At 63.1% G+C, this 24399-nt stretch carries 18 protein-coding genes; 2 read left to right on the forward strand and 16 right to left on the reverse strand.

Annotated elements, in window-relative coordinates:
• Positions 1-32: 32 nt before the first annotated feature.
• From BLU39_RS05110 to BLU39_RS05130, 5 genes are all read right to left on the reverse strand, one after another.
• Positions 33-785: a FecR family protein gene (locus tag BLU39_RS05110; RefSeq protein ID WP_254788890.1), complete on the reverse strand. Its 753-nt coding sequence runs from the start codon at positions 783-785 to the stop codon at positions 33-35.
• Positions 754-7365: a YDG domain-containing protein gene (locus tag BLU39_RS28505; protein ID WP_092711301.1), complete on the reverse strand. Its 6612-nt coding sequence runs from the start codon at positions 7363-7365 to the stop codon at positions 754-756. The genes BLU39_RS05110 and BLU39_RS28505 overlap by 32 nt, the downstream gene beginning before the upstream one ends.
• 16 nt (positions 7366-7381) lie before the next feature.
• The gene (locus BLU39_RS05120; protein ID WP_092710579.1) at positions 7382-8992 is read right to left on the reverse strand and encodes a ShlB/FhaC/HecB family hemolysin secretion/activation protein; all 1611 of its coding nucleotides are present in this window, start codon (positions 8990-8992) and stop codon (positions 7382-7384) included.
• A gap of 189 nt (positions 8993-9181) precedes the next feature.
• Complete coding sequence (locus tag BLU39_RS05125) at positions 9182-11437, reverse strand: CHASE2 domain-containing protein (protein WP_092710582.1); 2256 nt, start codon at positions 11435-11437, stop codon at positions 9182-9184.
• On the reverse strand, positions 11434-13056 hold the full coding sequence (locus BLU39_RS05130; protein WP_092711303.1) for a GAF and HD-GYP domain-containing protein: 1623 nt from the start codon (positions 13054-13056) through the stop codon (positions 11434-11436). The genes BLU39_RS05125 and BLU39_RS05130 overlap by 4 nt, the downstream gene beginning before the upstream one ends.
• A 198-nt stretch (positions 13057-13254) precedes the next feature.
• Between BLU39_RS05130 and BLU39_RS05135 the strand changes: the two genes are divergently transcribed.
• A complete protein-coding gene (locus tag BLU39_RS05135; RefSeq protein WP_092710585.1) occupies positions 13255-14151 on the forward strand; it encodes an MBL fold metallo-hydrolase in 897 nt (298 codons plus the stop codon).
• 46 nt (positions 14152-14197) lie between these two features.
• Here the strand turns inward: BLU39_RS05135 and BLU39_RS05140 are convergent, their stop codons facing one another.
• The 7 genes from BLU39_RS05140 to rpsF all read right to left on the reverse strand — a co-directional run bounded on the left by BLU39_RS05140 (position 14198) and on the right by rpsF (position 18998).
• The gene (locus tag BLU39_RS05140; RefSeq protein WP_092710588.1) at positions 14198-15211 is read right to left on the reverse strand and encodes an inorganic phosphate transporter; all 1014 of its coding nucleotides are present in this window, start codon (positions 15209-15211) and stop codon (positions 14198-14200) included.
• Positions 15212-15250: 39 nt separating this feature from the next.
• A complete protein-coding gene (locus BLU39_RS05145; RefSeq protein WP_010400015.1) occupies positions 15251-15877 on the reverse strand; it encodes a DUF47 domain-containing protein in 627 nt (208 codons plus the stop codon).
• Positions 15878-15971: 94 nt separating this feature from the next.
• The gene (locus BLU39_RS05150; RefSeq protein WP_034750488.1) at positions 15972-17357 is read right to left on the reverse strand and encodes a replicative DNA helicase; all 1386 of its coding nucleotides are present in this window, start codon (positions 17355-17357) and stop codon (positions 15972-15974) included.
• A 135-nt stretch (positions 17358-17492) separates the two neighbouring features.
• Positions 17493-17948 (reverse strand): 50S ribosomal protein L9, encoded by a 456-nt coding sequence (rplI, locus tag BLU39_RS05155; RefSeq protein WP_034783456.1) that lies wholly within the window; start codon positions 17946-17948, stop codon positions 17493-17495.
• A 27-nt stretch (positions 17949-17975) separates the two neighbouring features.
• The gene (gene rpsR / locus BLU39_RS05160; RefSeq protein WP_010400024.1) at positions 17976-18266 is read right to left on the reverse strand and encodes a 30S ribosomal protein S18; all 291 of its coding nucleotides are present in this window, start codon (positions 18264-18266) and stop codon (positions 17976-17978) included.
• A 25-nt stretch (positions 18267-18291) separates the two neighbouring features.
• Entirely contained in the window at positions 18292-18591 is a 300-nt protein-coding gene (gene priB / locus BLU39_RS05165; RefSeq protein ID WP_092710591.1) for a primosomal replication protein N, read from the reverse strand.
• Between the two features lie 20 nt (positions 18592-18611).
• On the reverse strand, positions 18612-18998 hold the full coding sequence (gene rpsF, locus BLU39_RS05170; protein ID WP_010400028.1) for a 30S ribosomal protein S6: 387 nt from the start codon (positions 18996-18998) through the stop codon (positions 18612-18614).
• 265 nt (positions 18999-19263) lie between these two features.
• Here rpsF and lexA point away from each other — a divergent pair, with 265 nt between their 5' ends.
• Positions 19264-19899: a transcriptional repressor LexA gene (gene lexA / locus BLU39_RS05175; protein ID WP_034750502.1), complete on the forward strand. Its 636-nt coding sequence runs from the start codon at positions 19264-19266 to the stop codon at positions 19897-19899.
• 70 nt (positions 19900-19969) lie between these two features.
• On the opposite strand, the gene BLU39_RS05180 is transcribed toward lexA, so the two are convergent.
• From BLU39_RS05180 to BLU39_RS05195, 4 genes are all read right to left on the reverse strand, one after another.
• Entirely contained in the window at positions 19970-21211 is a 1242-nt protein-coding gene (locus tag BLU39_RS05180) for a cystathionine gamma-synthase family protein (protein ID WP_092710594.1), read from the reverse strand.
• Between the two features lie 107 nt (positions 21212-21318).
• The gene (gene purF, locus BLU39_RS05185) at positions 21319-22842 is read right to left on the reverse strand and encodes an amidophosphoribosyltransferase (RefSeq protein WP_092710597.1); all 1524 of its coding nucleotides are present in this window, start codon (positions 22840-22842) and stop codon (positions 21319-21321) included.
• 38 nt (positions 22843-22880) lie between these two features.
• Positions 22881-23369 (reverse strand): CvpA family protein, encoded by a 489-nt coding sequence (locus BLU39_RS05190; RefSeq protein ID WP_046685790.1) that lies wholly within the window; start codon positions 23367-23369, stop codon positions 22881-22883.
• Between the two features lie 20 nt (positions 23370-23389).
• A complete protein-coding gene (locus tag BLU39_RS05195) occupies positions 23390-24382 on the reverse strand; it encodes an SPOR domain-containing protein (RefSeq protein WP_092710600.1) in 993 nt (330 codons plus the stop codon).
• Positions 24383-24399: the final 17 nt, after the last annotated feature.

Consider the following 24399-nt stretch of genomic DNA (forward strand, 5'->3'; position numbering starts at 1 on the left):
TTTCAAAGGAAACAGGGGCCAGTCCAAGAAAGCTAGCGCACCACGCAGTCGATGGCGGCAGGCTTGGTGCCGCCGGCAGGACCGCCGCCGCTTGAGGCCGATGGCAAAAAGGCCGGCGGCAGCGTGAACTGCAGGCCTGGATTGACGGGCAACAGGGCGGGAGGTTGCCGGAAGTTGGGTGTGTAGCCAAACTGGCCCGGGGCAAAGTTTTGCGAGCCCACTGAATTCGTCACATGAATCATGCCGTCGATCACGTGCACATACAGGCCGGGAGCCATTCCCTGCCCTGCCGATGACGGCGCCGTCGGCAGCGGCGCCGAGGGAGCAACATAGCTGGCAACAAACGTCGTGCCGCGGATGCCGATGGTGGCGGCCGGCGTCTTCATCTCGAAGCGTTCCTTGTTGCGCTTGCCCAGCAAGCCCGTGACGGAGCGCAGGCCGCCCTTGAGCAAGCTGAAGATGGCGTGGTCGCCGTCGGGCTGCTCGGCCGTGTAGCTGAATTTCTCGATCACGAAACTGGTATCCGGTTTCAAGATGATTTCGCTATTGTCGATCAGCTTGATCAAGGCATACGTTTCCTTTTCCGTCAGCAAGGTATCGCCCTGCTCGACCTCGGACTTGATGGCCAGGATTTTCACCTTGCCGTCCATCTTCTTGGCCATCAGCGGACCGCTCAATTGCATCACCGTGCCGGCCACCTGTCCGGCCCAGGCGTGCGCGCCCACGCACATCAAGGCCAGCCACAACAAGGCCTTAATTGCAGTACATTTTTTTAGTAGGTTCATCGAATTTGTATCCTGTTGGTTTATCTGTGGCACCGGCAACCTCCTTGCTGTCTTTCTTTTTATCGTCAGCCGTGGTGGGCGAAGTCGACGCGAGCGCATCATTGGCGCGGTCGGCCTGCTTGATGATGCGCAAGGCATCGTCGATGGCCGCGCTCGTGACGGTGTCGATCACGGGCTTGTCGATGGTCGTGGCGGGCAGGAAGATGGCGTCCGCCATGTTCACCGCGCCATTCGGTGCCAGCAGGGTCACGCCGCTGCGCTGGCGATTGACGCGCACGCCCGCGTCGCCCGTGATGCTGCCCGTTTTCGCCAGCACGCCGATGCTGCCCGCTGCCGGCAAGGTGACGCTGGCCGTGTCCGCAAAGCGCACATTGGTCCCCGCGATGGCGCTGAAATTGCCGGCGCCAGCGATAGTCGCATTGCCGCCGACGCGGATATCGCCGCCAGCCACCACGCTGATGTCGCGCGCGGCGGCCAGCTGCGCACCATCGCCCAGCAGCACGTCCGTGCTGGCATTGAGCGTGATGTCATTGCCCGCGATCTTGCCGTTGACGGTGACGGGGCTGTGCGCCGTCACGCTGACGTTGCCGCCATTCGCATTGATATTGCCAGCCGCGACGCCGCCCGTATTGTCGATGGCGATATTGCCCGCGCCCGTGTCCAGCGTTCCCAAGGTCAAGGTGCCCGGCGCCGAGGTATTGTTCAGCGCAATGCCGCCCCCTGCGCTATTGCTGGCGGTAAAACTGCCCACCTGGTTGCCAGCATTGCCCAGCACGATGCCATCGCGCGCTTGCGCAGCCACGCTGCCGGCGAGCAGCGCGCCGTCCTGGGCGATGGCGCCGTTCAAGGCGCTCAGCTGTACGGTGTTCGCCGCCAGGCTGGCGAAGCGCAAGTCGCCAGCCGCTTGCGTGATGGCCAGCTGGCCCGCCAGCCGGATGGCGCCGGCAGTCTGATTGAAGCTGTTGGCGATGAGCAGGTTGCCATTGCCGCTCAGCAGGCCGCCGCCCTGCGCATAGCGGTCCGCCGACAGGCTGCCGTTCAGCAGCAAGCTGCCGCCGTTGATTTCCAGACCAGCCAGGCCGCCCAGCACGGAGCGGTCCAGCGCGCTTTCACCCAAGGTCAAGCTGCCGCCCGTCAACAGCAAACCCGTCGCCGAGTTCAGGTTTTTCAGAATGGTGTTGCCGGCCGCCGCGCTGTAGGTAACGGTGCCCTTGCTATTGCTAAAGTCGACGGCCAGCACGTTCGCGCCTTCCGGCACCACGCCGCCGTCCCAGTTGGCCGCATCGCTCCACAGACCGTTGCCGCTGCCGACCCAGGTGGACAATTGTTTTTGTGCAATCGATGCCTGCGCCGTGCCGCCCGTCGTCTCCAGGGTATAGTTGCCCGCATCGGCGCCCGCCAGACGGAAGCCGCTGGCCGTCACCAGTTTTCCGGCACCCGCGTTCTTGTCGGCAAAGCTGCCGCTGCCGCCCACCACGCTGACCACATCCTGACCCAGCACGCCGTTCGCCGAAGCGCTGACGGTGGCGGAAGTCGTGCCGTCATACACCTTGCCGGCTGCGGTCACGCCTGCCAGGGTCAGGCTGGCGGGCGTGATACTGGCCAGCAAGCCTGTCGGCAAGACGATAAAATAATTGCCCGCATCGGCGCCCGTCACGGTCGCGCCGCTCAGCTGCACCGCCTTGCCCGTGCCCACGTTCTTGTCCGCAAAGTTGGCGACTGCCGAGGCAGTCAAGATGTCGCCGGCGACACGGTCATCACCCAGGCTCAGCCGCGCAGCCGTCGTGCCATCGTAGACCTTGCCGCCCGCCACGCCGGACAGGTTCAGCGCGCGCGCACCAATGTCGGCCGTGGTGCTGCCAGCATTGCTGCTCAGCACATAGTTGCCTGCATCGGTACCGCTCACGCCCACATTGCTTATATTGACCGCCTTGCCGGCACCCGCGTTCTTGTTGCCAAACGCGGCATTGCCCGCCACCGTCAGGACATCGCCCTGGATGCGGTCGTCGCCAAAAATCACTTGCGCACCCGTCGTGCCGTCGTAAGTCTTGTTGACGCCGTTAAAGCTCACGTTCAGGGTGCGCGCCGCGATATCGGCCGTGGTGCCGCCGGTGTTTGCAACCAGCACGTAGTTGCCCGCATCGCCACCGCTCAGCACGACGTTCGTGACATTGACGGCCTTGCCGGCACCCGCATTCTTGTTGCCAAACGCGGCATTGCCCGCCACCGTCAGGACGTCGCCCTGGATACGGTCGTCGCCAAAATTCACTTGCGCGCCTGTCGTGCCGTCGTAGGTCTTGTTGACGCCACTGATATTGACGTTCAAGGTGCGTGCCGTGATGTCGGCCGTGGTGTTGCCCGCATTTCCATTGAGCACGTAGTTGCCTGCGTCGTCGCCGCTCAACGCCACGTTCGTCACGTGCACTGCCTTGCCCGTTCCTGCTTTCTTGTTACCAAACGCGGCATTGCCCGCCACCGTCAGGACGTCGCCCTGGATACGGTCGTCGCCGAAGTTCACCTGCGCGCCTGTCGTGCCATCGTAGGTCTTGTTGACGCCACTGATATTGACGTTCAGGGTGCGTGCCGTGATGTCGGCCGTCGTGCTGCCAGCATTTCCATTGAGCACATAGTTGCCCGCATCGGTGCCCGTCAGGTGGCCGGTCGATACCTGATAATCGACCGTTTTGCCGGTGCCGACATTCTTGTCGCGGAAGCTGCCCTGCAAGCCTTCCATGCCGACCTGGTCGCCCGTCGCGAGACCTTCGAAGTAGCCGTTCAGGGCCGCCTGCAAGGTACCGTCGTAGACGCGGCTTTGCGCACCCGAGACGCCATAGTTCAGCAGGCGCGCCGTGATGGCCGCCGTACCGTCCGCCGTCGTCGCGGCCAGGCTGTAGTTGCCCAGTTCATTGCCGACCAGGGCCAGGCCGCTCGCGTGCACGGCCTTGCTGCCGCCCACGTTCTTGTCGAGGAAGGCGGCGCTGCCGCTGGCGCTGATGTTGTCGCCCGTCACCAGATTGCCCAGCACGAAACTGGCGCCGTCGTAACCGAGTGTGCCGTCATAGACCTTGCCGTTGCCGCCGATGCTCACCGTCAGCGCGCGCGGCGTGATGGCGAAGGTCGTCGTGCCGCCCAGGGTGATGTCGTACTTGGTCGACCACAGGCCCGTCGCCGCATAGCTGCCCACGTTGCGCGCATTGCTGCCGTAGCCGAGGCTGCCATTGACGCCCGTGTCGCCATCAAGCAATCCCACATAGCCGATCGAGCCGAGGAAGGCGGCCAGCTGGCCATCGTAGACCTTGCCTGCGGCGTTGCCCGACAGGTTCACTTGCAGCGGCTTCAGGAAAGCCTTCAGCATCGGCGTCGTATAGCCTTCGTAGATGCGCCACACGCTGCTGAAATTGTAGTCGTTGAAGCTGGCCTGCTGCCGCATCTGCGCCGTACTGAGGCCGGTGGAGCCGCCGCCACCGGCCTGCACCAGCGACGTTTCATAATTGAAAAAACCATAGCTGAACGGGGAGCCGGCGGACACGCGGCCGGCCACCGCGCCCACGTCCGCATAGCCGTCGCCAGTCACGGCGCCGCTGCTGAAGACATGGCTGACGCTGCCCGTGCTTTCACCGACCAGCCCGCCCATGTTTTCCCTGGTCAGGATGGGATCGGCAGTGGCGGCCCGGCCCACGGCGCCGCTGGCGTACGCATCGTCGATGCTGCCGCCGTTCAGGCCCACCAGGCCGCCGATGCTGCGCGCGCCGCTGACATTGCCGGTGGCATAAGACTGGCTCAACGTGCCTTGGTTGTTGCCGACCAGGCCGCCGATCATTTCACGCGCGCCCGTCACCACGCCGGTGGCATACGAAGTCGCGATGCTGGCGCCGGACGCATTCCATCCCGCCAGGCCGCCGATGGCGCCGCCGCCATCGGCATTGACGCCGGTGACGGCGCCGCTGCTGCTGGACAACGTGACGGCGCCGCCGTTGCTGCCCACCAGGCCGCCGACATTGCGCTGGCCGCTGACGGCCACGCTGCTGTTCACGTTCTCGATAGTGCCGCTGGCCACATTGCCCGCCAGCGCGCCCACGTTCGCCGTGCCGGCGACGCTGCCGCCGCTCAGGATCAGGTTGCGCAAGGTGCCGCCCTGCACGGTACCAAACAGGCCTGCCGCCGAACCTGGCACCTGGCTGCGGTCGATCACCAAATTGCTGAGCGTAAATCCGCCGCCATCGAACACGCCGGAAAAACCGCTGCCGCCGCCAATCGGCACGAGGCCTTGGCCATTGTTCCAGTTCACGGTGCCGCTGGCGTCGAGATTGCCGGCCAGGCGATAGTTGTTGCCTAGACCCAGGCTGGCAATGCCTTGCAAGCCGTAGATATCGGCGATCAGGTAGGGCGAGGAGGCGCCGTCGCCGCCGGTCGCGCGCAGGAAGCTGGCGCCGCTGCCGATGGCAAAGCTTCTGGCGCTAAATCCTGGCAAGGCCGCCCCGTTTTGCACCCAGCTGCCGCCGTCGAGGAAAAAGCTGCCGTCCACCGTCACGGCGCTTGTGGCCGTGATGGCGGAACCTGAATTGAGGTGCAGGTCGCCAGCCCTGGCAAGCGTATCCGATATCCGTATGCCAGCCGTGTTCGTGCCGTCGCCGATGGTCAGCGATGCGGCCGAGATGCCAGCCAGCTCGACCGCGTTCAGGCCGAGGGCTGTGCCCGATTTGGTGCCCAGGTCGATGCTGCGCGAACTGCTCAGCGGCTTGATGATCACGTTCGCGCTGCCGGCCGTGCCGCCAAAGTTGAGCTTCCCGTTAATGCCGATATTATCTGCCTGCAAAGTCACTGTTTGGCCAACGCTACCGCTACCGAACAACTGGTCACCGCTGCCGGTCAGGTCGATAGTGCCGTCCTGGATATTGCTGGTCAGGGCCAGATTTCCGCTGCCCACATTGACCACGCCAGCACCGCCCACGCTGGCACCGGACAGGGCAACGCTGCCGCCATTCGTGCTGATCGGCGCGGCCAGGTTGACAATCGAACCGGCACCGTAAGGTGTGCCACTGCTGGCATCGTTGGCCAGCAGCGTGACGCTACCGCCGTTGGTGGTGATCGATGAGTTGACGTTGATCGTCTCACCCGCCCTGGCGGTCAAGCCTATGCCGGACTGCGTCATACTGATGGCGCTGTTGAAATTGATGCGATGCGTGGCTTGCAGCATGACATTGCTGCTGGCGCCGGAGATGAGGTCGGCGCCGATGTTGCTGCTGCCGGTGGCCGGCGCGTCGGCGAACTGGTTCACGTCGCCCAGCTGGCCGCCGGCGCCGGCCACCACATTGATATCATACGGATCAAGCAGCCAGTTGCCGCGCTTGCCACGCGCCGCGCCCGTATTGACGCGGATGCCGTCGACGGCCAGGTAGTGGCCGGACGTTTCCACGACACCGCCGTCGCCGCCTTGCGCGCCGCCGCGCGCGGAAATGCTGCCGTGCACCTGGGCCGATTCATTGCCCCAGGCGATGACCTTGCCGCCATTGCCGCTGTCGATGCCATCGGCAGCGACGCTGGCATCCTTGCCGACGAGCACCTGGCGCGCATTCTGCACGGCGGCGTTCTTGCCCTGGTAGTCGCCGCCCAGCAAGACCGTGCCGCCGCCCGTGGCGCCGCTGGCGTCGACCTTCGCATTGCCCAGCAAGCCCACCTGCTCGCCCAGCACCTGGATGTCGCCGCCTTTGCCCGCCGCGCCCGTGGCGCTGGTGACGCTGTCCGCTTCGAGCAGCGCCTTGCCGCTGGCCTTGAGCACGATCTTGCCATGCTCGCCGACGATGGCGCTGTTCGCGTTGAGCACGCCGCGCTGGCTGACCAGCGCGCCGGCCATGCCGATGCTGCCGCCCTGTGCGATGATCTGGCCCAGGTTCAGCGCCTGGTCGGCTGGCGCCGAGACGAGCACGCGCAATTGCGGATTGCCGGGGTCGGCCAGCTGCACGCTGCGTCCGGCCGCCAGGATCACTTCGCCGTTTGGCGCCGTGATGATGCCCGTGTTTTCCACGTTCGGCGCGATCAAGAGCACTTGCCCGCCCTTGCCCGCGTTGATGGTGCCCGCGTTGCCGACGCCGCCGGCCACGCCGCCGGCCGTGAACTGGCGCTTGCCCGCCAGGAAATCCTCGTTCGTCATGCCCAGGCTGGACGCGACCAGCCCGTTCACGTCCACTTTCGCGCCCTGGCCGAAGACGATGCCGTTCGGGTTGATCAGGAAGACCTTGCCGTTCGATTCCAGGCTGCCCAGGATCTTGCTGGGGTCTTGTCCCGTGATGCGGTTCAGTACGGCGCTATTGCCGTTTTGCTGGATGAAGCGCGTGATTTCGCCCGCATGGATGGAAAAGCTCTGCCAGTTGATGATGGTGTTGGGCGTGTTCGTGATCGAAAAGATGTTGCCCTGCTGATTGAACGTCGCTTGGCCGTTGACCACCTGCGGCAAGGCGGGGTTGGCTTGCGCGGCGCCGAAACAGCCGGCCAGCAGCAGCGCCAGCGCCGTGCGGCGCAGGGGCGGCGCATAGGGTGGCGTCAGGATGAAAAGGGAGGCGTGCTGGACGTGGTTGTGCATGGTGTTCATCCTGATGCTAGTAGGCCAAGGCGAGGCGGAAATGCAGGCGGTTGGCGCCCCGCTGTCCCGTGTCGCCGCCATTGACGACATGGGCGTAATCGAGTTGCAGGTTGGCGTAGCGGCTCAGCAGCAAACGCAGGCCGAGGCCGCCGCTGCTGACGCCTTGCGACGCGCTTTCGCCGGGCAGCACATGGCTGCGGCGCAGCCAGGCAGTGTCATGGAAGGCCAGCGCGCGGCATTGGAAGCCGAGCGCCTCTCCGCACCAGTTCGGCGTGTACAGTTCCAGGTTCAGGTTGACGCCCGAATCATTCGATACTTCGCGCTCGGCGAAGCCCCGCACGGACGACGCGCCGCCGGCGCCGAACTGCTCGCCCGGCACCAGCGCATCCGGCGTGACTTGCGCGTTGACGAGCGCGCGCCACTGCCAGTCGTTGGCCAGCACGCGCCCCGAGCTGGCGCTCAGGCGCAAGGTGTTGTAGGCGGCCTTGGCGTGCGCGCGCACGCGGTCGAAATCGGCTTGCGCGCCGTGCTTGCCGCCGGGGATATTGTGCGAGAAGGTGACCGCCACGCTGGTCTCGCCCGTGGGCAAGGTCCAGTTGCCGATGTAGCTGACGCTGAGCGGATGCACGGTGACGTCGGCACCCAGTTCCATGCCGAACAGCTGCACGCTGTTGCGGTACGCCTTGTAGTCGACGCCGTACACGAGCTTGGGTTCGAAATCGCCGCTGCGGGCAAAGTTCTGGTTGTAGCGAATGCCGGCCATGCTGCCCTGGCCGCTGACGGCCAGGTCGAAGATGCCGGCCGAGACGCTGCCCGAATCGACGTTCGAATAACTGGCGAAAAAGTCCATCGAGTCGCCCAGCGCATACAGCGGCAAATGGTAGCCGGCGCCATACACGCCCACCTTGTCCGGTTTTTCCAGGCTGCTCGTGTATTGCAGGCTGGCCACATGGTCGAGCCCGAACAGGTTGGCATGCTGGAGCACCACGCCCACGTGCGTCTTGCCCGTTTGCGCATTGCCCGTATTGTCCACGTTGAGCATGGCTTTCCACGGCTTTTCATCGGCCACCGTGACGATGGCGTCGATGGCGCCCGCCGGCTCGTCGGCTTGCAAACGCACTTCGATCTTGCGCGCCGGGTTTTCATTGGCCAGCCTCAGATTTTGCGACAGGGCCGGCAGGTTCGGCGTCTCGCCTTCGCGCAAGGCCGGCAAGGCGCGCCGCACGTTGGCCTCGTCCACATGCGTGTTGCCGCTGATGGCGAGCTTGCCCAGCGGCGTTTGCAGCACGTTCAGGCGCACCACGCCCTGTTCCAGTTCCTGTTCCGGCAATTGCACCTGCACGGCGCTGTAGCCGCGCTCGCGGTAGGCCGTTTCCAGCGCCTCGACGGCGCGGGCGATGTCGGAAAAATCGCGCTGCACTCCCGTAAAAGGCGCCAGCAAGGCTTGCACCTGCGCGGGCGCGAGCAGGGTATTGCCCTGGACGTCGAAGCGGCGGATCTCGAAGCGCGGCACGCCGTCTTCCTGCGCGGCAGGAGCGGCATCATCCATAGGAGCGGCAGCGCCGGCGGCGCCGACGGCGAACAGCAGCGCGGAACCCGCAAGCAGGTGCACCAAACGATATGTCATGTGAAGGATTTCTTGTGTAACAGGACAAGCGCGCGGCCCGCAGGCGCCAGCGTGTCCGGCAATGGGTTGAAGACAAATTTTAGACGGCTTTTAGTTTCCAGTCAGAAATTTCTAACATTTCTCCCTGATTTTTATCGCAACGCAACAAACAGCGCGCCCACGATGGTAAAAAGTGCCGCAACGGCCGGCCTATTTGCTGTGCAATTCCGTCACCCCATCCCAGCCGGCGGACGGCGGCGCGTTGCGGTACTGCGCCAGGCGCGCCGCGTACAGGCGGTACAGGCCATCGTCGGGAAATTCCGCCTGCAAGCTGGCCAGCTGCGCGCCCGCCGCCGCCCAGTCGCGCGCGCGCAGACTGGCCAGCGCCGCGTGCCAGCGCTCGAGCTGCGCCAGCTCGGCGGCAGGGGCATCGGCCAGCAGGCAGCGCGGCTCGAAGATGGCCACCGCTTCCTGCTTGCCGACCACTCTGACGCGGTCCAGCTCGCGGTACAGGAAATCCGGGGCCGCGGCGCGCGTGGCCTCGCCCACGACGATGCCCACGCCATACAGCTTGCTGGCCCCTTCCAGGCGTGCGGCCAGGTTGACGCTGTCGCCCATCACGGTATAGGCGCGGCGGATGCGCGAACCCATGTCGCCCACATGCATAGGCCCCGTATTGAGGCCGATACCGATGCGCAGCGCCGGCCAGCCGCGCGCGCAAAACTGCCGGTTCAGCCGCGCCGCGCTGGCCTGCATCAGCAGCGCGCTGGCCACGGCGCGGCTGGCGTGATCGCCAAAGGCGACGGGCGCGCCCCAGAACGCCATCACGGCGTCGCCGATGTATTTGTCCAGGGTGCCGCCATGGCTGTCGCGGATATCTTCCGACATGGCCGTCAGGTATGCATTGATGTATTCGCGCAGCGCGGCCGGCGCCAGCTGCTCGGAAATGGCCGTGAAACCGCGCACGTCGGCAAACAGCACCGTCAGTTCGCGGTTTTCGCCTTCCATCGTGTAGCGCTGCGGATCGTCGGCCATCTCGGCCACCAGTTCGGGCGCCACATATTCGCCGAAGCGGGCCACCAGCGCACGTCCCTTGCGTACCTCGAAAAAGTAGCCCCACGCCAGGTTGGCGATGAACAGCGCCAGGACCAGCAACAGCAGCACGGCGCCGCCCAGCACCAGGTCGTGCACGGCGTACAGGTACAGATTGATGCCGACGGCGGCCGCCAGCGCGCCCACGGTGGCCAGCATCACGCCAGCCGGCGGCAGCACGGCCAAGGCGCCCGCCAGCAGCAGGCCAAACAGCAGTATCTGCACCAGCTCCAGGGCCAGCGCATAGTCGGGCCGCGCCTTGAAGCGCCCGTCGAGCATGGACTTGATCAGGTTGGCGTGCACCTCCACGCCCGGATATTCGGCATTCACGGGCGTGGCGCGGATATCGTTCAAGCCGGGCGCCGTCGTGCCCACCAGCGCGATGGCGCCCTTCAGCAGCGCCGGCGCCACCGTGCCGGCCAGCACGTCGGACGCCGAGACATAGCGGAAAGCGCCGCCATCGGGACCGCCCGCGCCGCGGTATTGCACCGTCGTCGTCAAGGCTTCGCCCACGGGAATCGCCAGCGCGCCGCGCGGCGTAAACAGCATGATGTGTTCGAGGCCGCCGCTGGCCAGTTCGCGCGCCGACAGGGTATCGGCCGTGCCCGTGAAACGGGGAGCGATGGCGCGCGCCTGCAGGTAGACGGCGACGGTGGCCAGCGACAGCGACGGGTAATAGCCGTCGCCGATGCGCTGCAGCAGGGTCGAGGAACGCACGACGCCATCGGCATCGGTCAGCGCCGTGAAGATGCCAGCGCCCTGCGCGGCCGCCTGCAGCGGCGCGATATTGGCTTCGTAGCCGCGCGCCACGTAGGCCGTCACCGTGCGCCCGTTCAAATCGGCGACCGTGAAGGCGGGTTTGGGCAGCACCCCCTTGCGCTGCTGCTCCGAGACGCTGTAGCCGAGCACCACGGGCTGGCCGCGCATGGCTTCGGCGAACAGGCCGTCGTAGTCCATGGCCGGGCGCAGCTTTTCCAGCTGCGCCGGCAAGCCGGGCACGCCCGCCAGTGCGCCATGCGCCAGTCCTTGCAGCACGGCGTAGCCGGAACTGGTGTCCGCTTCGGGAAACGCAATATCGAAGCCCAGCGCGGCCACGCCGTAATGGCCGGCGAGCTGGCGCACCAGGCGCGCCTGGACGTCGCGGCTCCACGGAAAGCGGCCCACCTTGGCCAGGCTTTGTTCGTCGATGTCGACGATGACGATGCGGTGGTCCAGCTGCGGCGTCTCGGCACGCATGCGCCAGTCGCCCAGCATGGCGTCCAGGCGCGCGATGTTCTCGTTGCCGGCCAGGCACAGCACGGCCGCCGCCACAGTCAAGAGCACGCCCAGCAGCGAGCGCGCCCCATGCTTGCGCAAGGCCTGCGCCAGCTTCAAGGGGTATAGCCCGGAATGGCCGCCTCGTCGACGGCATCGATCTGGCTCGGATGCATGTGCTTTTCAGCGAAGGTCAGATAGACTTTGCTGCGGATGAAAACGTCGAACAGCTCCGGGTCGATATGCCCGTTCAGGCTGAAATTGCCGAGGATGCGCAAGGATTCGGACAGCGACTTGCCCTTTTTGTAGGGCCGGTCGCGCGCCGTCAGCGCCTCGAAAATGTCGGCGATGGCCATCAGCCGCGCCGGCACCGACATCTGCTCTTTCGTCAGCCCCCGTGGATAGCCCTTGCCATCCATGCGCTCGTGGTGGCCGCCCGCGTATTCGGGCACCTTCTGCAGGTGCTTGGGCCACGGCAGCGCTTCGAGCATGCGGATCGACACGCTGATATGGTTGTTGACGATGGCGCGCTCGGCCGCCGTCAGCGTGCCGGCGCGGATGGTCAGGTTTTCCGTCTCGTCGGCGTCGAGAAAGTCGCGCAGTTCGCCGTCGGCCGCGCGCCAGCGGCGCCTGGCGATCTGCCGCACGCGTTCCTGGTCGGCCTGCGCCATGCTTTCGCCGCCGATATTGACCGTGCGGATGAAGTCGCGTTCTTCGCGCAGCGCCGCCCGCTCCTGCTCCAGCGCGCGCGCGATGGCCTCTTTTTGCTGCGGCTGCGCCGCCTGCTGGCGCAGGGCCGCGATCTCGGCGTCGCGCAGCAGCACTTCGTAGCGCGTGTCGATCAGGGCGATGCGGTCGAAAATGGTTTCCAGCTTGGTGGCCTTGTCGACCACGTGCACGGGCGTGGTGATCTTGCCGCAGTCGTGCAGCAGACCGGCCAGCCACAGCTGCTTGCGCTCGTTGTCGCTGAGCCGGAAATCGGCCAGCGGCCCCGTTTGCGTGGCGTGCGCGGCGTCGGCCAGCAGCATCGTCAGCTCGGGCACGAACTGGCAGTGCCGCCCCGTGTAGGGCGACTTTTCATCGATGCCGATATTGATCAGGGTCACGAGCGATTCGAGCAGCTCTTCCAGCTGCGAAATGAGCAGCTGATTCGTCAGCGCCACGCCCGCCTGCGCGGCCAGCGCCTCGATGAAGCGCTGGTCGGTGGAGGAAAAGGCGCGCACCTGGCCCGTCTCGCCATCCTTGGCATTGACCAGCTGCAGCACGCCGATCAGGTCGCCCTCATGGTCGCTCATGGGCACCGTCAGGATCGATTGCGTGTGGTAGCCGTGGTGGCGGTCGAACTCGCGCATGCCGGAAAAGTTGAAGGCCTCGTCGCGGTAGACGTCGGCGATGTTCACGCTGCGGCGCATGTTCGCCGCATACGCGGCCACGGACGCCAGATTCGGCTGGTCCGCGCCATCGAACAGGGGCACGCCCGGCAAGCCCATGTCCGCGCCCTGCGCAATGCCCAGGCTGTCGTTGACGCTGATGTCGAACGCCAGCTGTCGGCCCTCGAGCACGGGCCGGTACAGGGTGGCGCCGTCGGCGCCGCTCATGCTTTTTGCCAGCAGCACAATGCGCTGCAACAGCGCGCCGATATCGTGTCCCTCGCCGCCCAGGCCGTGGCCGAGCGCGACGCTGAGTTCGGTCAATTGCTCCAGTCTGTGGGCGATTTTCTCAGGGTGCAGCTGAGGCATATTGGTGACAATCAGGTAATGGGCAAGCAAAAAAGGGGAAGTCGGCAAGCGCCAGTGTAACGGCCGTCCCGCGCACTGTACATTACTTACTCACAACAAAATGAAATAACTTTCCGTATCGCAACACACATAAATGTTGCCGCCAATCTCATTAATTAGAATAGAATCAACAATAATTACACCGTAACAAGGTACTGAATGAAATTCACGTTCAGGGGCGTGCGCGGCTCCATCCCCTCCCCCGGCCCGCGCACGGCGCGCTATGGCGGCAACACCACGTGCATCGAAGTGCGCACCGATAACGACAGCCTGATCATCCTCGATGCGGGCAGCGGCATCTTTTCGCTGGCGCAGCAGCTGCCGCCCGGCCAGCCCGTCGATGCGCACGTCTTCATCACGCACAGCCACTGGGACCACATCCACGGCTTGCCCATGTTTTCGCCCCTGTTCGTGGCCGGCAACCGCATGCGCCTGCATGGCGCCTTTGACGGCATCAACGGGCGCGGCATCGAGCACGTGATGGCGGTGCAGCTGCAAGGCAGTTATTTTCCCGTCAGCGAAGCGGCCATGGCGGCCAGCATCGAGTACCGCACCCTGGCGCCCGGCGAAGCCGTCGACGTGGGCGGCGCGCGCGTGCGCGGCGCGGAAATGAACCATCCCGTCGTCAACCTCGGCTACCGCATCGACTGCGCCGGCGCCTCGCTGTTTTTCAGCGGCGACCATGAACCGTTCTACAACCTGCATCCACCCGGCCACGCCGAACACGCGGCGTGCGCGGCGCGCAATGCGCAGCGCCAGGCCGGCATCGACGCGCTCGTCGCCGGCGTCGACGCGCTGATCATGGATTGCTCGTACACGCGCGAAGAATACCCGGGCAAGCAGGGCTGGGGCCACGGCACCTTCGACGCCGCCTTCGACCTGGCCCTGCGCTGCGGTGCGCGGCGCCTGTACTGCACCCACCACGAACCGACGCGCAGCGACGAGCAGCTCGAAGCCGTCTTTGCCGACGTGATGGGGCGTTACAGCAGCCGGCTCGACGGCTTGCAAGTATTCCTCGCCTGCGAGGGACTGACGGTGGAACTGGCCGGCGCATAAAAAAAGGGAGCCGCAAGGCTCCCTTTTTACTGGCGTCGGCTATCCATTACATTATATGGTGGCCGATCCACCAGGCGACTGCCGCGACGAACGCGGAGGCGGGAATCGTGAAGATCCAGGCCCAGACGATATTGCCTGCCACGCCCCAACGCACGGCCGACATTTTTTGCGACGAGCCGACACCGACGATGGCGCCCGTGATGGTGTGCGTGGTCGACACGGGAATGCCCAGCGCCGTCGAGACGAACAGGGTGATCGCGCCGCCCGTTTCGGCGCAGAAGCCGCCGACCGGTTTGAGCTTGGTGATCTTCTGGCCCATGGTCTTGACGATGCGCCAGCCGCCGAACAGCGTGCCGAAGCTGATAGCCGTGTAGCACGAGATGATGACCCACATCGGCGGCATCTGGTCCGCTGCGTTCGAATAACCGGCGGCGATCAGCAGCATCCAGATGATGCCGATGGTTTTTTGCGCGTCGTTGCCACCGTGGCCCAGGCTGTAGGCGGCCGCCGATGCCAGTTGCAAGCGGCGGAACCATTTATCGACCTTGCGCGGCGTCGATCGGACAAAAATCCACGACACGATCAGCATCATGATCGAGCCGAAGACAAAGCCCAGCACGGGAGCGATGACGATGAAGGCGACGGTCTTCCACAGGCCGGCCGCGACCAGCGCGCCCGTACCGGACTTGGCGACGGCCGCGCCCACCAGGCCGCCGATCAGGGCGTGCGAGGACGACGAGGGAATGCCGTAGTACCAGGTAAACAAATTCCAGAAGATGGCGCCCATCAGCGCGCCGAAGATCACGTACTGGTCGATCACGGCCGGATCGATGGTGCCCTTGCCTACTGTGGCGGCCACGGTCAGCTGGTGGAACACGAAGATGGCGACGAAGTTGAACGTGGCGGCCATGGCAACGGCGGTCTGCGGTTTCAATACGCCCGTCGAGACCACCGTGGCAATCGCGTTGGCGGCATCGTGGAAGCCGTTCATGAAGTCAAACAGCAGCGCCAGGACGATCAACAGGCCTAGCACATAGATGCTGATTTGTATGGTCATTATAGTTTCTTTTCTGATTCTGGTTCAGGACAGGCCCAACGCTTACGCGTTTTCGACGATGATGCCTTCGATAATATTGGACACGTCTTCGCAACGGTCGGTCACGGTTTCCAGAATTTCGTAGATCGCTTTCAGCTTGATCAGGTTGCGCACGTCCGGTTCGTCGCGGAACAGCTTGGACATGGCGGCGCGCATCACGTGGTCGGCATCCGATTCCAGGCGGTCGATCTCTTCGCAGATGGCGACGATCTTGCGCGAGTTGTCCATGTTGTGCAGCATGGCCACGGCGTCGCGCACTTTTTCGGTACAGGCCAGCACCAGTTCGGCCAGGCGCTTGGCTTCCGGCGTAACGGCTTTCAGGTCGTACAGCGAGACGGTTTGCGCCGCATCTTCCAGCAGGTCGAGGATGTCGTCCTGGCGCGTGATCAGCTGATGGATGTCATCGCGGTCGATCGGCGTGATGAAGGTCTTGTGCAGCATTTCCACGGTGGCGTAGGTGACTTTGTCCGCCTGTTTCTCGATGCTTTCGATCGCATGCACGCGGTTTTCCAGGTCGTCGAAATTGGTCATCAGGCCGAGCATCTCTTTGGCGCCCTTGACGCACAGTTCCGCGTGCTGGTTAAACAATTCAAAAAACTTGCCCTCAGTGGGCATCAAGCGTCCAAACATGTCATTCTCCGTTAAGCATTGAGTCGTGTTATTTACTACAGAAAGCCGCCCCGTTGTCGGGGGCGGCCGATGGAATTGCCAGTGCTGCTGAGTCTTAGTCGCCTTGGTAAAGCGCCAGGCCACCACTGTAATTGCCAAATTTGGTGTACTGCCCCATGAAGGTGAGGCGGATGCTGCCGATTGGACCGTTACGCTGTTTACCGATGATGATCTCGGCCGTTCCCTTGTCGGGCGAGTCGGGGTTATACACCTCGTCGCGGTAAATGAACAGGATCACGTCGGCATCCTGCTCGATAGCGCCCGATTCGCGCAAGTCGGACATGACAGGACGTTTGTTCGGGCGTTGCTCCAGCGAGCGGTTCAGCTGGGACAGCGCGATCACGGGGCATCCGAGTTCTTTCGCCAGGCCTTTCAAGCCCCGCGAAATCTCGGAAATTTCCGTGGCGCGGTTGTCGCCCGGCGTATTGGCCGACATCAGTTGCAAGTAATCGACGATGATCAGGCCCAGCTTGCCGCATTGACGCGACAAGCGGCGCGAGCGGGCGCGCAATTCGATGGAATTGAGCGCGGGCGTTTCATCGATGTACAACTGCGCGTCGTTCATCTTCTGGATCGCATTCGTCAGGCGCGGCCAGTCTTCGTCGTTCAGGCGGCCAGTACGCAAACGGTGCTGGTCGAGCTGTCCGACGGAGCCGAGCATACGCATGGCCAGCTGGGCGCCGCCCATCTCCATCGAGAACACGGCCACGGGCAAGCCGCTGTCGATGGCCACGTTTTCGCCGATGTTGACGGAAAACGCCGTCTTGCCCATCGAAGGACGGCCCGCCACGATCACCAGGTCGCCCGGCTGCAGACCGGAGGTCATGCGGTCGAGGTCGATGAAACCGGTGGGCACGCCCGTGATTTCACTCTGGTTGTCGCGGCTGTACAGCTCGTCGATGCGCTCGACCACCTGCGTCAGCAGGGGCTGGATGGCGGTCCAGCCCTGGGCGCCGCGCGCGCCTTCTTCGGCGATGGCGAAAATCTTCGATTCGGCCTCGTCAAGCATCTGCTTGACTTCCTTGCCTTGCGGGCTGAAGGCCGTGCCGGAGATATCGTCGGCGACGGTGATGAGCTTGCGCAGCACGCCGCGGTCGCGCACGATCTCGGCGTAACGCCGGATGTTCGCGGCCGATGGCGTGTTTTGCGCCATGGCGTTCAGGTAAGCGAGTCCGCCCACGTCATCGGCCTTGCCGAGCTGGGTCAGGGTTTCAAAAACAGTAATGACATCGGCTGGCTTGGAAGCGTTAACCATCTTGACGATTTGCTCGAAGATGATGCGATGGTCATAGCGATAGAAATCCTCCGCATGCATGAAGTCGGCGATGCGGTCATACGCGGCATTGTCGCGCAGCAGACCACCGATGACGGATTGTTCTGCTTCGATCGAATGCGGCGGAATACGGAGGGAATCCAGTTGCGGATCAGAGGGGGCGTTCATGGCGCGAATTATACCCGCTTCGGCGTGCTGGCAAAAATAAAGGGCTGAAATTGAGCGAAAAAAAGGCCACAAAAAAGCCGGGCGAACCCGGCTTTTCATAGTGCGGCAATGCTTGCGGGCCAGGCCCGCAGACAATTACGCGTTCGCGTCTGGAACGACAGCGATAACAACTTCCACGACCACGTCGGTGTGCAGAGCAACCGAAACGTTGTGCTCGCCAACGATCTTCAGCGGGCCGGTAGGCATGCGGATTTGTGCTTTTTCAACAGCAAAACCTTGCTTGGTCAGCGCTTCAGCGATGTCGAAGTTAGTGACGGAACCGAACAGACGGCCATCGACGCCAGCTTTTTGAGCAACTTGAACGGTCAGGCCGCTCAGTTTTTCGCCCTGGGCTTGCGATGCGGCCAGTTTGGCGGCAGCAGCTTTTTCCAGTTCGGCGCGCTTGACTTCGAATTCAGCCACAGCGGTTGCCGTAGCACGACGTGCCAGGCGTTGTGGGATCAGGAAGTTACGTGCGTAACCGTCTTTGACTTTGACGACTTCGCCGAGGTTACCGACGTTAACAACTTTTTCTAACAGAATGATTTGCATAGTTCTTCTCCAGGAATATCTGACCGATTAAGCGTGGTGCAGATCGGTGTATGGCAGCAGCGCGAGGAAGCGAGCGCGCTTGATTGCGGTGTCGACTTGGCGCTGGTAGTGCGCTTTGGTACCGGTCAGGCGCGCTGGCATGATCTTGCCGTTTTCCTGGACGAAGTCTTTCAGCGTGTCGACGTCTTTGTAGTCGACTTGCTCAACGTGAGCTGCCGTGAAGCGGCAGAACTTCTTACGTTTGAACAATGGGTTTTGCTGTTTGCGTTTTTCTTTAAGCTTGAGCTTATTTTTGTCGAACTTTTTACCGAATGCCATGTCAGGCTCCTGTATCTAAAATGCGCTAGTCGGGAATGACTGCACTAAAATCAATGATGTGAAACACCAAACTCTTGCTGTTGCGGCTTTTTCTGGCCAGGAAACCCGTGAACTGATAGATCCCGCCCAAGCTTGCCTGACTGAACCGGCCTGAGATTTCGCCAGCGGCTAGCGCGGCAACATCAAACTCGGTCAAACGGGCAATCCCTGCTTCCATCTGCTGCGAACTGTGTTGCAATACTGCATTCACAATCGGCAGCCCTGCCGGGGTGTAGCGCAATATTTCGCGCTCGGCAATGATGGCGGTTACTTGTAGCTGGTTCAGCGCACGATCCTGGTCAAAAATTAAGCGGCTGCGGCTGGAGCGGCTGCTGGTGCTTCGGTGCGGTGGCTTTTGGCCGCGTCTTCGCGTTGTACCGATTTCATCATCGGCGAAGGAGCTGTTTCAGCTTTCTTCATTTTAACGGTCAGGTGACGCAACACGGCATCATTGAATTTGAATGCTGTTTCCAACTCGACCAGGGTCTCGTTGTCGCATTCGATGTTCAGGCAGATGTAGTGTGCTTTAGGCAGCTTTTGGATCGAGTAAGCCATTTGACGGCGGCCCCAATCTTCCACGCGGTGAACCGAACCGCCGCGGGTGGTTACGCTGGCTTTGTAGCGTTCGATCATCGCGGGCACTTGCTCGCTTTGGTCCGGATGGACGATAAAGACTATTTCATAATGACGCATGCAAACTCCTTCAGGTCGGATTGATAATCGCCCACCCCGGCGTCAAGACGGGTGTGGGAAGGTCAGCCGAAGATTATAACCGCCTTTCGCAAACTATTCAATCATTGCTTGCGCCGCGCCCACCAAGCCGCCCCTTTCTTGCCCGGATAGCAGTATTTCTTTCAAAATCACGCAAAAAGGCCGAAATCCCCTTGCATAGTGCGCGATACTGTACAAAAATACAGACTGTTCATATAGACAGCATTTTAGTATGCACCCACCGCTCATGATCAAGCTGACAGCACGACAAGAACAAATCCTGAACCTGATCAAGGACGCGATTGAAAACACGGGTTTTCCTCCTACCCGTGCCGAAATCGCCAATGAACTGGGTTTCAAATCGGCCAACGCGGCCGAAGAGCATTTGCAGGCCCTGGCCCGCAAGGGCGCGATCGAGATTTCGCCCGGCACCTCGCGCGGCATCCGCCTGATCGGCGCGGCCGCCGAAGCGCCGCCATCGAAAGTGCCGGCAGCGCTGCTGATGTCGCTGCCCCTGATCGGCCGGGTGGCGGCGGGCTCGCCCATCCTGGCGCAGGAAAACCTGGAAGCGAGCTACAACGTGGACCCTGCCCTGTTCTCGGCCAAGCCCGACTTCCTGCTCAAGGTGCGCGGCTGGTCCATGCGCGACGCCGGCATCATGGATGGCGACTTGCTGGCCGTGAAAAAAGTCGACAGCGCCAAGAATGGCCAGATCGTCGTCGCCCGCATCGGCGACGAAGTCACCGTCAAGCGCTACAAGAAGACGGGCTCCGTCATCGAACTGCTGCCTGAAAACCCGGACTTCAAGGTGATTACCGTGTCGCCGGAAGATGAGTTCGCCCTGGAAGGCTTGGCGGTAGGACTCATGCGCAGCTGGCATTAAGCTTTTAGCGTAAAAAAAGGGCCGCGACAGCATGACTGTCGCGGCCCTTTTTTACATTATGCGCGGCTGCTTATGCGTCCAGCGCATTGCTGAAATCCTCGAGCAGATCGGCCTCATCTTCGATGCCCACCGACACGCGGATCAGGGATTCGGCGATACCCATGCTGGCGCGACGCTCGGCCCCCATCTCGTAGAAAATCGTGTGGGCGACGGGAATGACGAGGGTGCGCGTGTCGCCGAGGTTGCTCGCTGGAATGGCCAAGTTCAAACGGTTGAGGAAATCGAAGCAGTCGATGCCGTCTTTCAGCTCAAAGCTGAACAGCGAGCCATAGCTGCGGAACAAGTCCGTCGCCAGCGCGTGCTGCGGGTGCGACGCCAGGCCCGGGTAATGCACGGCCGCCACTCTCGGGTCGGCGGCCAGCATGGTGGCCAGCGCCAGGGCGTTCGAGCAAGTGCGGTCCATGCGCAAGGCCATGGTTTCCGCGCCGACGGCGATATGGTGCGCCGCCTCCGGCCCCAGCGAGGCGCCGAAGTCGCGCAAGGCCTTGGCACGGATTTGCGCGATGCCCCATTGCGCGGGCGCCGCCTTTTTGTAATTCTCAAAGATATTCGGATATTGCGTCCAGTCGAACACGCCCGTGTCCGTCAAGCTGCCGCCCAGGGCATTGCCGTGGCCGCCGATCGATTTCGTCAAGGCATTGACCACCAGGCCCGCGCCCACGGCTTTCGGGCGGAACAGATATGGCGTCGTCATCGTGTTGTCGACGATGTACAAGATGCCTTTTTCGCGGCACAGGTCGCCGATTTTCTTCAGGTCGGCGATCTGCGTGCGCGGATTGGCGATGGTTTCCACGAACACGATGCGCGTGGCCGGCGTGATGGCGGCCGCCACGTTGGCCACGTCCGTGGCGTCGACGAAGGACACGCCGATACCCTGCCCCGTCACCGTTTGCCACAGGCTGTTGGTGTTGCCAAACAAGAAGGCCGACGACACGACATGGTCGCCCGCGCGCAGCAACGATTGCACCACGGCGCCGATGGCACCCATGCCGGTGGAGAAGCACAGGGTCGCCACGCCGTCTTCCATCTGGTTGACCTTGTCTTCCAGCGCGGAAACGGTCGGGTTACCCTGGCGGCCGTAGCGGAAGCCCGCTTCCTTGCCTTGGAACACGGACGCCAGCTGGCGCGCATCGGCGTAGCCAAAGGCAACGGAGGTATGCACGGGCTTGTGCAAGGAGCCGTGCTCGATGCCCTTGCGGCGGTCGTTATGCAGGATGGTGGTGGTGAAGCCGTAGTTTTTTTTGGTGGTCATGGTGGAAGTTCCAAAATACTCGTCTTGCCGCTTAACCCAAGGCAAGTGCTGGGGTCAGACCTGAAGGTCCGCCCCCAAAAAAAGCCCGGCATCGGCCGGGCAGGTACTTATGCTTCCGTTGTCGCCAGGTTCAGGTTCAGTTGGGAACGTGGCGTATCTTCGGGCGCTGCCGCCTTCGGATGGTGGCGCGCATATTCCAGGCGGTCCAGGTATTCCTGCGACACGTCGCCCGTCACGTAGACGCCATCGAAGCACGAAGCCTCGAAGTTCGTCAGGGCCGGGTTGACGTCGGCGATGGCCTGCTTCAGCGCGCCGATATCCTGGTAGACCAGGTAATCGGCCGTGATTTCGCGGCACACCTCTTCCGTCGTGCGGCCGTAGGCGATCAGCTCGTCGCGCGTCGGCATGTCGATGCCGTACACGTTCGGGTAGATCACCGGTGGCGCGGCCGAAGCGAAGATGACCTTCGTCGCACCGGCTTCACGCGCCATCTGCACGATTTCACGGCTGGTGGTGCCGCGCACGATGGAATCGTCGACCAGCAGCACGACTTTGTCCTTGAACTCGGACGGGATCGCGTTGAGCTTCTGGCGCACGGATTTCTTGCGCGCCGCCTGACCCGGCATGATGAAGGTGCGGCCGATGTAGCGGTTCTTGATGAAGCCTTCGCGGTACTCGATGTTCAGCGCCATGGCCAGCTGGATGGCGGCCGGACGCGAGGAATCGGGAATCGGCATGACCACGTCGATATGCACGCCTGGCAATTCGGCGCGGATCTTCTCGGCCAGGTATTCGCCCATTTTCAGGCGCGTGGCGTACACGGAAGCGCCGTCGATGACGGAGTCGGGACGGGCCAGGTAGACGAATTCGAACACGCACGGGTTCAGGCTGGCGTTGTCGGCGCACTGGGCGCTGTGCAATTGCTTGTCGGCGTCGATGAACACGGCTTCGCCGGGACCGATGTCGCGCACGAAGCGGAAACCCATGCCTTCCAGGGCCACGGATTCGGAAGCGATCAGGTATTCGGGACCTTGCTCCGTTTCATTGATGCCCAGGCACAGCGGACGGATGCCGTGCGGATCGCGGAAGGCCAGCAAGCCCACGCCGGCGATTTGCGCGACGGCGGCATAGCCACCCTTGACGCGGCGGTTCAGCACGGTAACGGCCTTGAAGATGGCTTCCGGGTCCAGGTTCAGGCCCGTCGTCGCTTCCTGGATTTCATGCGCGAGCACATTGAGCAGCACTTCCGAATCGGAATCGGTATTGATGTGGCGGCGGTCGTTCTTGAACATTTCCTGTTTCAACTGTTCCCAGTTGGTCAGGTTGCCATTGTGCGCCAGGGTGATGCCGAACGGCGCATTCACATAGAACGGTTGTGCTTCCTCTTCGCTCGACGATCCGGCCGTCGGATAACGGCAGTGGCCGATACCCGAGTTGCCTTGCAGCGAACGCATGTTACGCGTGCGGAAGACGTCACGCACGAGGCCGTTGGCTTTGTGCATGGAAAACATACTGCTGTGATTGGTCGCAATCCCTGCCGCGTCCTGACCGCGATGTTGCAGGAGCAACAATGCATCATAGAGCAATTGATTGACAGGTTGATGGGAAACGACGCCGACGATGCCACACATGGTGTGCTCCTAAACTGTGCTACTGATTTTAAAAAAATTCAAAATTTCACATGCTGCGCGTAAGCGGCAGGCAGATAAGGCTTGATGGCGCGCGCGCCCTGCTCCGCGAGCGGGCTGAGCTGCGCGTTTTTCCAGAATGGCTGCTGCGGTATGGACGTCATGCCACACAAGATGACGGCGGTCAGCACGATCACAAGGCCCCGCGCCACGCCGAACAGGGTGCCCAGGGTGCGGTCGGCCAGGCTCAGGCCCGTTACCTTGACGAGCGCGTCGACCGTCATGGACAGCAATCCCATCAAAATGCGAACGCCGATGAACAGCACGACGAAAGCCAGCAGCAAACGGATGGCTTCGCCCGGCACGGCTTCCGGCAGGAATTTCGCCAGGGTGGCGCCATACGCGTTGGCAATGACGAAGGCCACGATCCAGCTGACCAGGGACAGTATTTCCTTGACCAGGCCACGCATCATGCTGATCAGCACGGACGTCACCAGCACGAACAGCACCAGGTAATCGAAGATCGTCACGCCGATTCAGCCTTGCAACATCACGCCGGTACCAGGCTGCCGCCCAGGCCCAGCTTTTGCAGCTTGGCGCGGGTCTTTTCAGCGTCTTCACGACTGCCGAACGGCCCCACGCGCACGCGGATGCGCTCGCCCGCCGGGCTGGACACCTTTTGCGTGTACGACTTGATGCCCGCGTCGCGCAGCTTGTCCTGCAATTCATCGACCTTGTCCTGCGTGGCCAGGGCCGCCACCTGCACCACGAACTTGCCGCCGCCGGCGTCGTGCGCCTTGTCCTGCGCTTTCTCTTGCGGCTTGCCTTCCAGAATCGCCAGCGCGCGCGCGGCATCGTCGGCCGATTGCGCCGGCTTGACAGGCTTCGGCTCGGGCTTGGCTTCCGGTTTTACTTCATGCTTGGGCTCAGGCTTGGGTTCGGGCTTGGCCTCGTGTTTCGGCTCGGGCTTGCTTTCGTGCTTCGGTTCCGGTTTCGGCTCCACCTTGACCGGCTTGGGCTCAGGCTTGGGCTCAGGCTTGGGCTCCGGTTTCGGCTCCACATAGGCAGGCTTGACTGGTGCGGGCTGGGCGGCGGCCAGCACGGGCGCCGGTGCGGGAGTCGGCTTGGCCGCGGCCGGCAGCGGCGCATCGACGATTTCCTCGGACTGGTCCAGGCCATTCGCCGCAGCCCGGGCAGGGGCCGCCGGCACGGGCGCCGGTGCAGGCGCAGCCTTTTCCTTCGACGGAATGTCGATGGCGATATCGTTGAAGGGCGCCTTCGGCTCGGAGTCGAGCAGCATCGGCAAGCCGACAGCGACGCCCAGGGCCAGGGCGATGGCCCCGACCAGGCGGCGGCGTGCGCGCTTTTTTTCAGGCAAGACCGGGTCCGGCGCTTCCTTGCCGCCACGGCGCGATCCGCCGCCACCGGCCGTGTTGGCGGCGCGCTTGCGGGTCGGCGACTGTGCTTCGCCAGGGACATAAAAGCCGCTGTCTTCGCCAGAGGATTCTTGCTTGTTTTTAAACAGTTTCGAGAACAAGCCCATGCGTGATTTTCAGTCGA

Origin of the sequence: Janthinobacterium sp. OK676 (assembly GCF_900103595.1) — a bacterium.
In the GTDB taxonomy this organism is placed as follows: Bacteria; Pseudomonadota; Gammaproteobacteria; order Burkholderiales; family Burkholderiaceae_D; genus Janthinobacterium.

What these genes read in the sequence shown, in the direction of transcription:
- BLU39_RS28505 (WP_092711301.1), bottom strand. Translation starts at nt 7,365, where the DNA reads ATGCACAACCACGTCCAGCACGCCTCCCTTTTCATCCTGACGCCACCC.
- BLU39_RS05135 (WP_092710585.1), top strand. Translation starts at nt 13,255, where the DNA reads ATGAAATTCACGTTCAGGGGCGTGCGCGGCTCCATCCCCTCCCCCGGC.
- lexA (WP_034750502.1), top strand. Translation starts at nt 19,264, where the DNA reads ATGATCAAGCTGACAGCACGACAAGAACAAATCCTGAACCTGATCAAG.
- BLU39_RS05120 (WP_092710579.1), bottom strand. Translation starts at nt 8,992, where the DNA reads ATGACATATCGTTTGGTGCACCTGCTTGCGGGTTCCGCGCTGCTGTTC.
- BLU39_RS05130 (WP_092711303.1), bottom strand. Translation starts at nt 13,056, where the DNA reads ATGCCTCAGCTGCACCCTGAGAAAATCGCCCACAGACTGGAGCAATTG.
- BLU39_RS05145 (WP_010400015.1), bottom strand. Translation starts at nt 15,877, where the DNA reads ATGTTTGGACGCTTGATGCCCACTGAGGGCAAGTTTTTTGAATTGTTT.
- rpsF (WP_010400028.1), bottom strand. Translation starts at nt 18,998, where the DNA reads ATGCGTCATTATGAAATAGTCTTTATCGTCCATCCGGACCAAAGCGAG.
- BLU39_RS05195 (WP_092710600.1), bottom strand. Translation starts at nt 24,382, where the DNA reads ATGGGCTTGTTCTCGAAACTGTTTAAAAACAAGCAAGAATCCTCTGGC.
- rplI (WP_034783456.1), bottom strand. Translation starts at nt 17,948, where the DNA reads ATGCAAATCATTCTGTTAGAAAAAGTTGTTAACGTCGGTAACCTCGGC.
- rpsR (WP_010400024.1), bottom strand. Translation starts at nt 18,266, where the DNA reads ATGGCATTCGGTAAAAAGTTCGACAAAAATAAGCTCAAGCTTAAAGAA.
- BLU39_RS05150 (WP_034750488.1), bottom strand. Translation starts at nt 17,357, where the DNA reads ATGAACGCCCCCTCTGATCCGCAACTGGATTCCCTCCGTATTCCGCCG.
- BLU39_RS05110 (WP_254788890.1), bottom strand. Translation starts at nt 785, where the DNA reads ATGAACCTACTAAAAAAATGTACTGCAATTAAGGCCTTGTTGTGGCTG.
- purF (WP_092710597.1), bottom strand. Translation starts at nt 22,842, where the DNA reads ATGTGTGGCATCGTCGGCGTCGTTTCCCATCAACCTGTCAATCAATTG.
- BLU39_RS05180 (WP_092710594.1), bottom strand. Translation starts at nt 21,211, where the DNA reads ATGACCACCAAAAAAAACTACGGCTTCACCACCACCATCCTGCATAAC.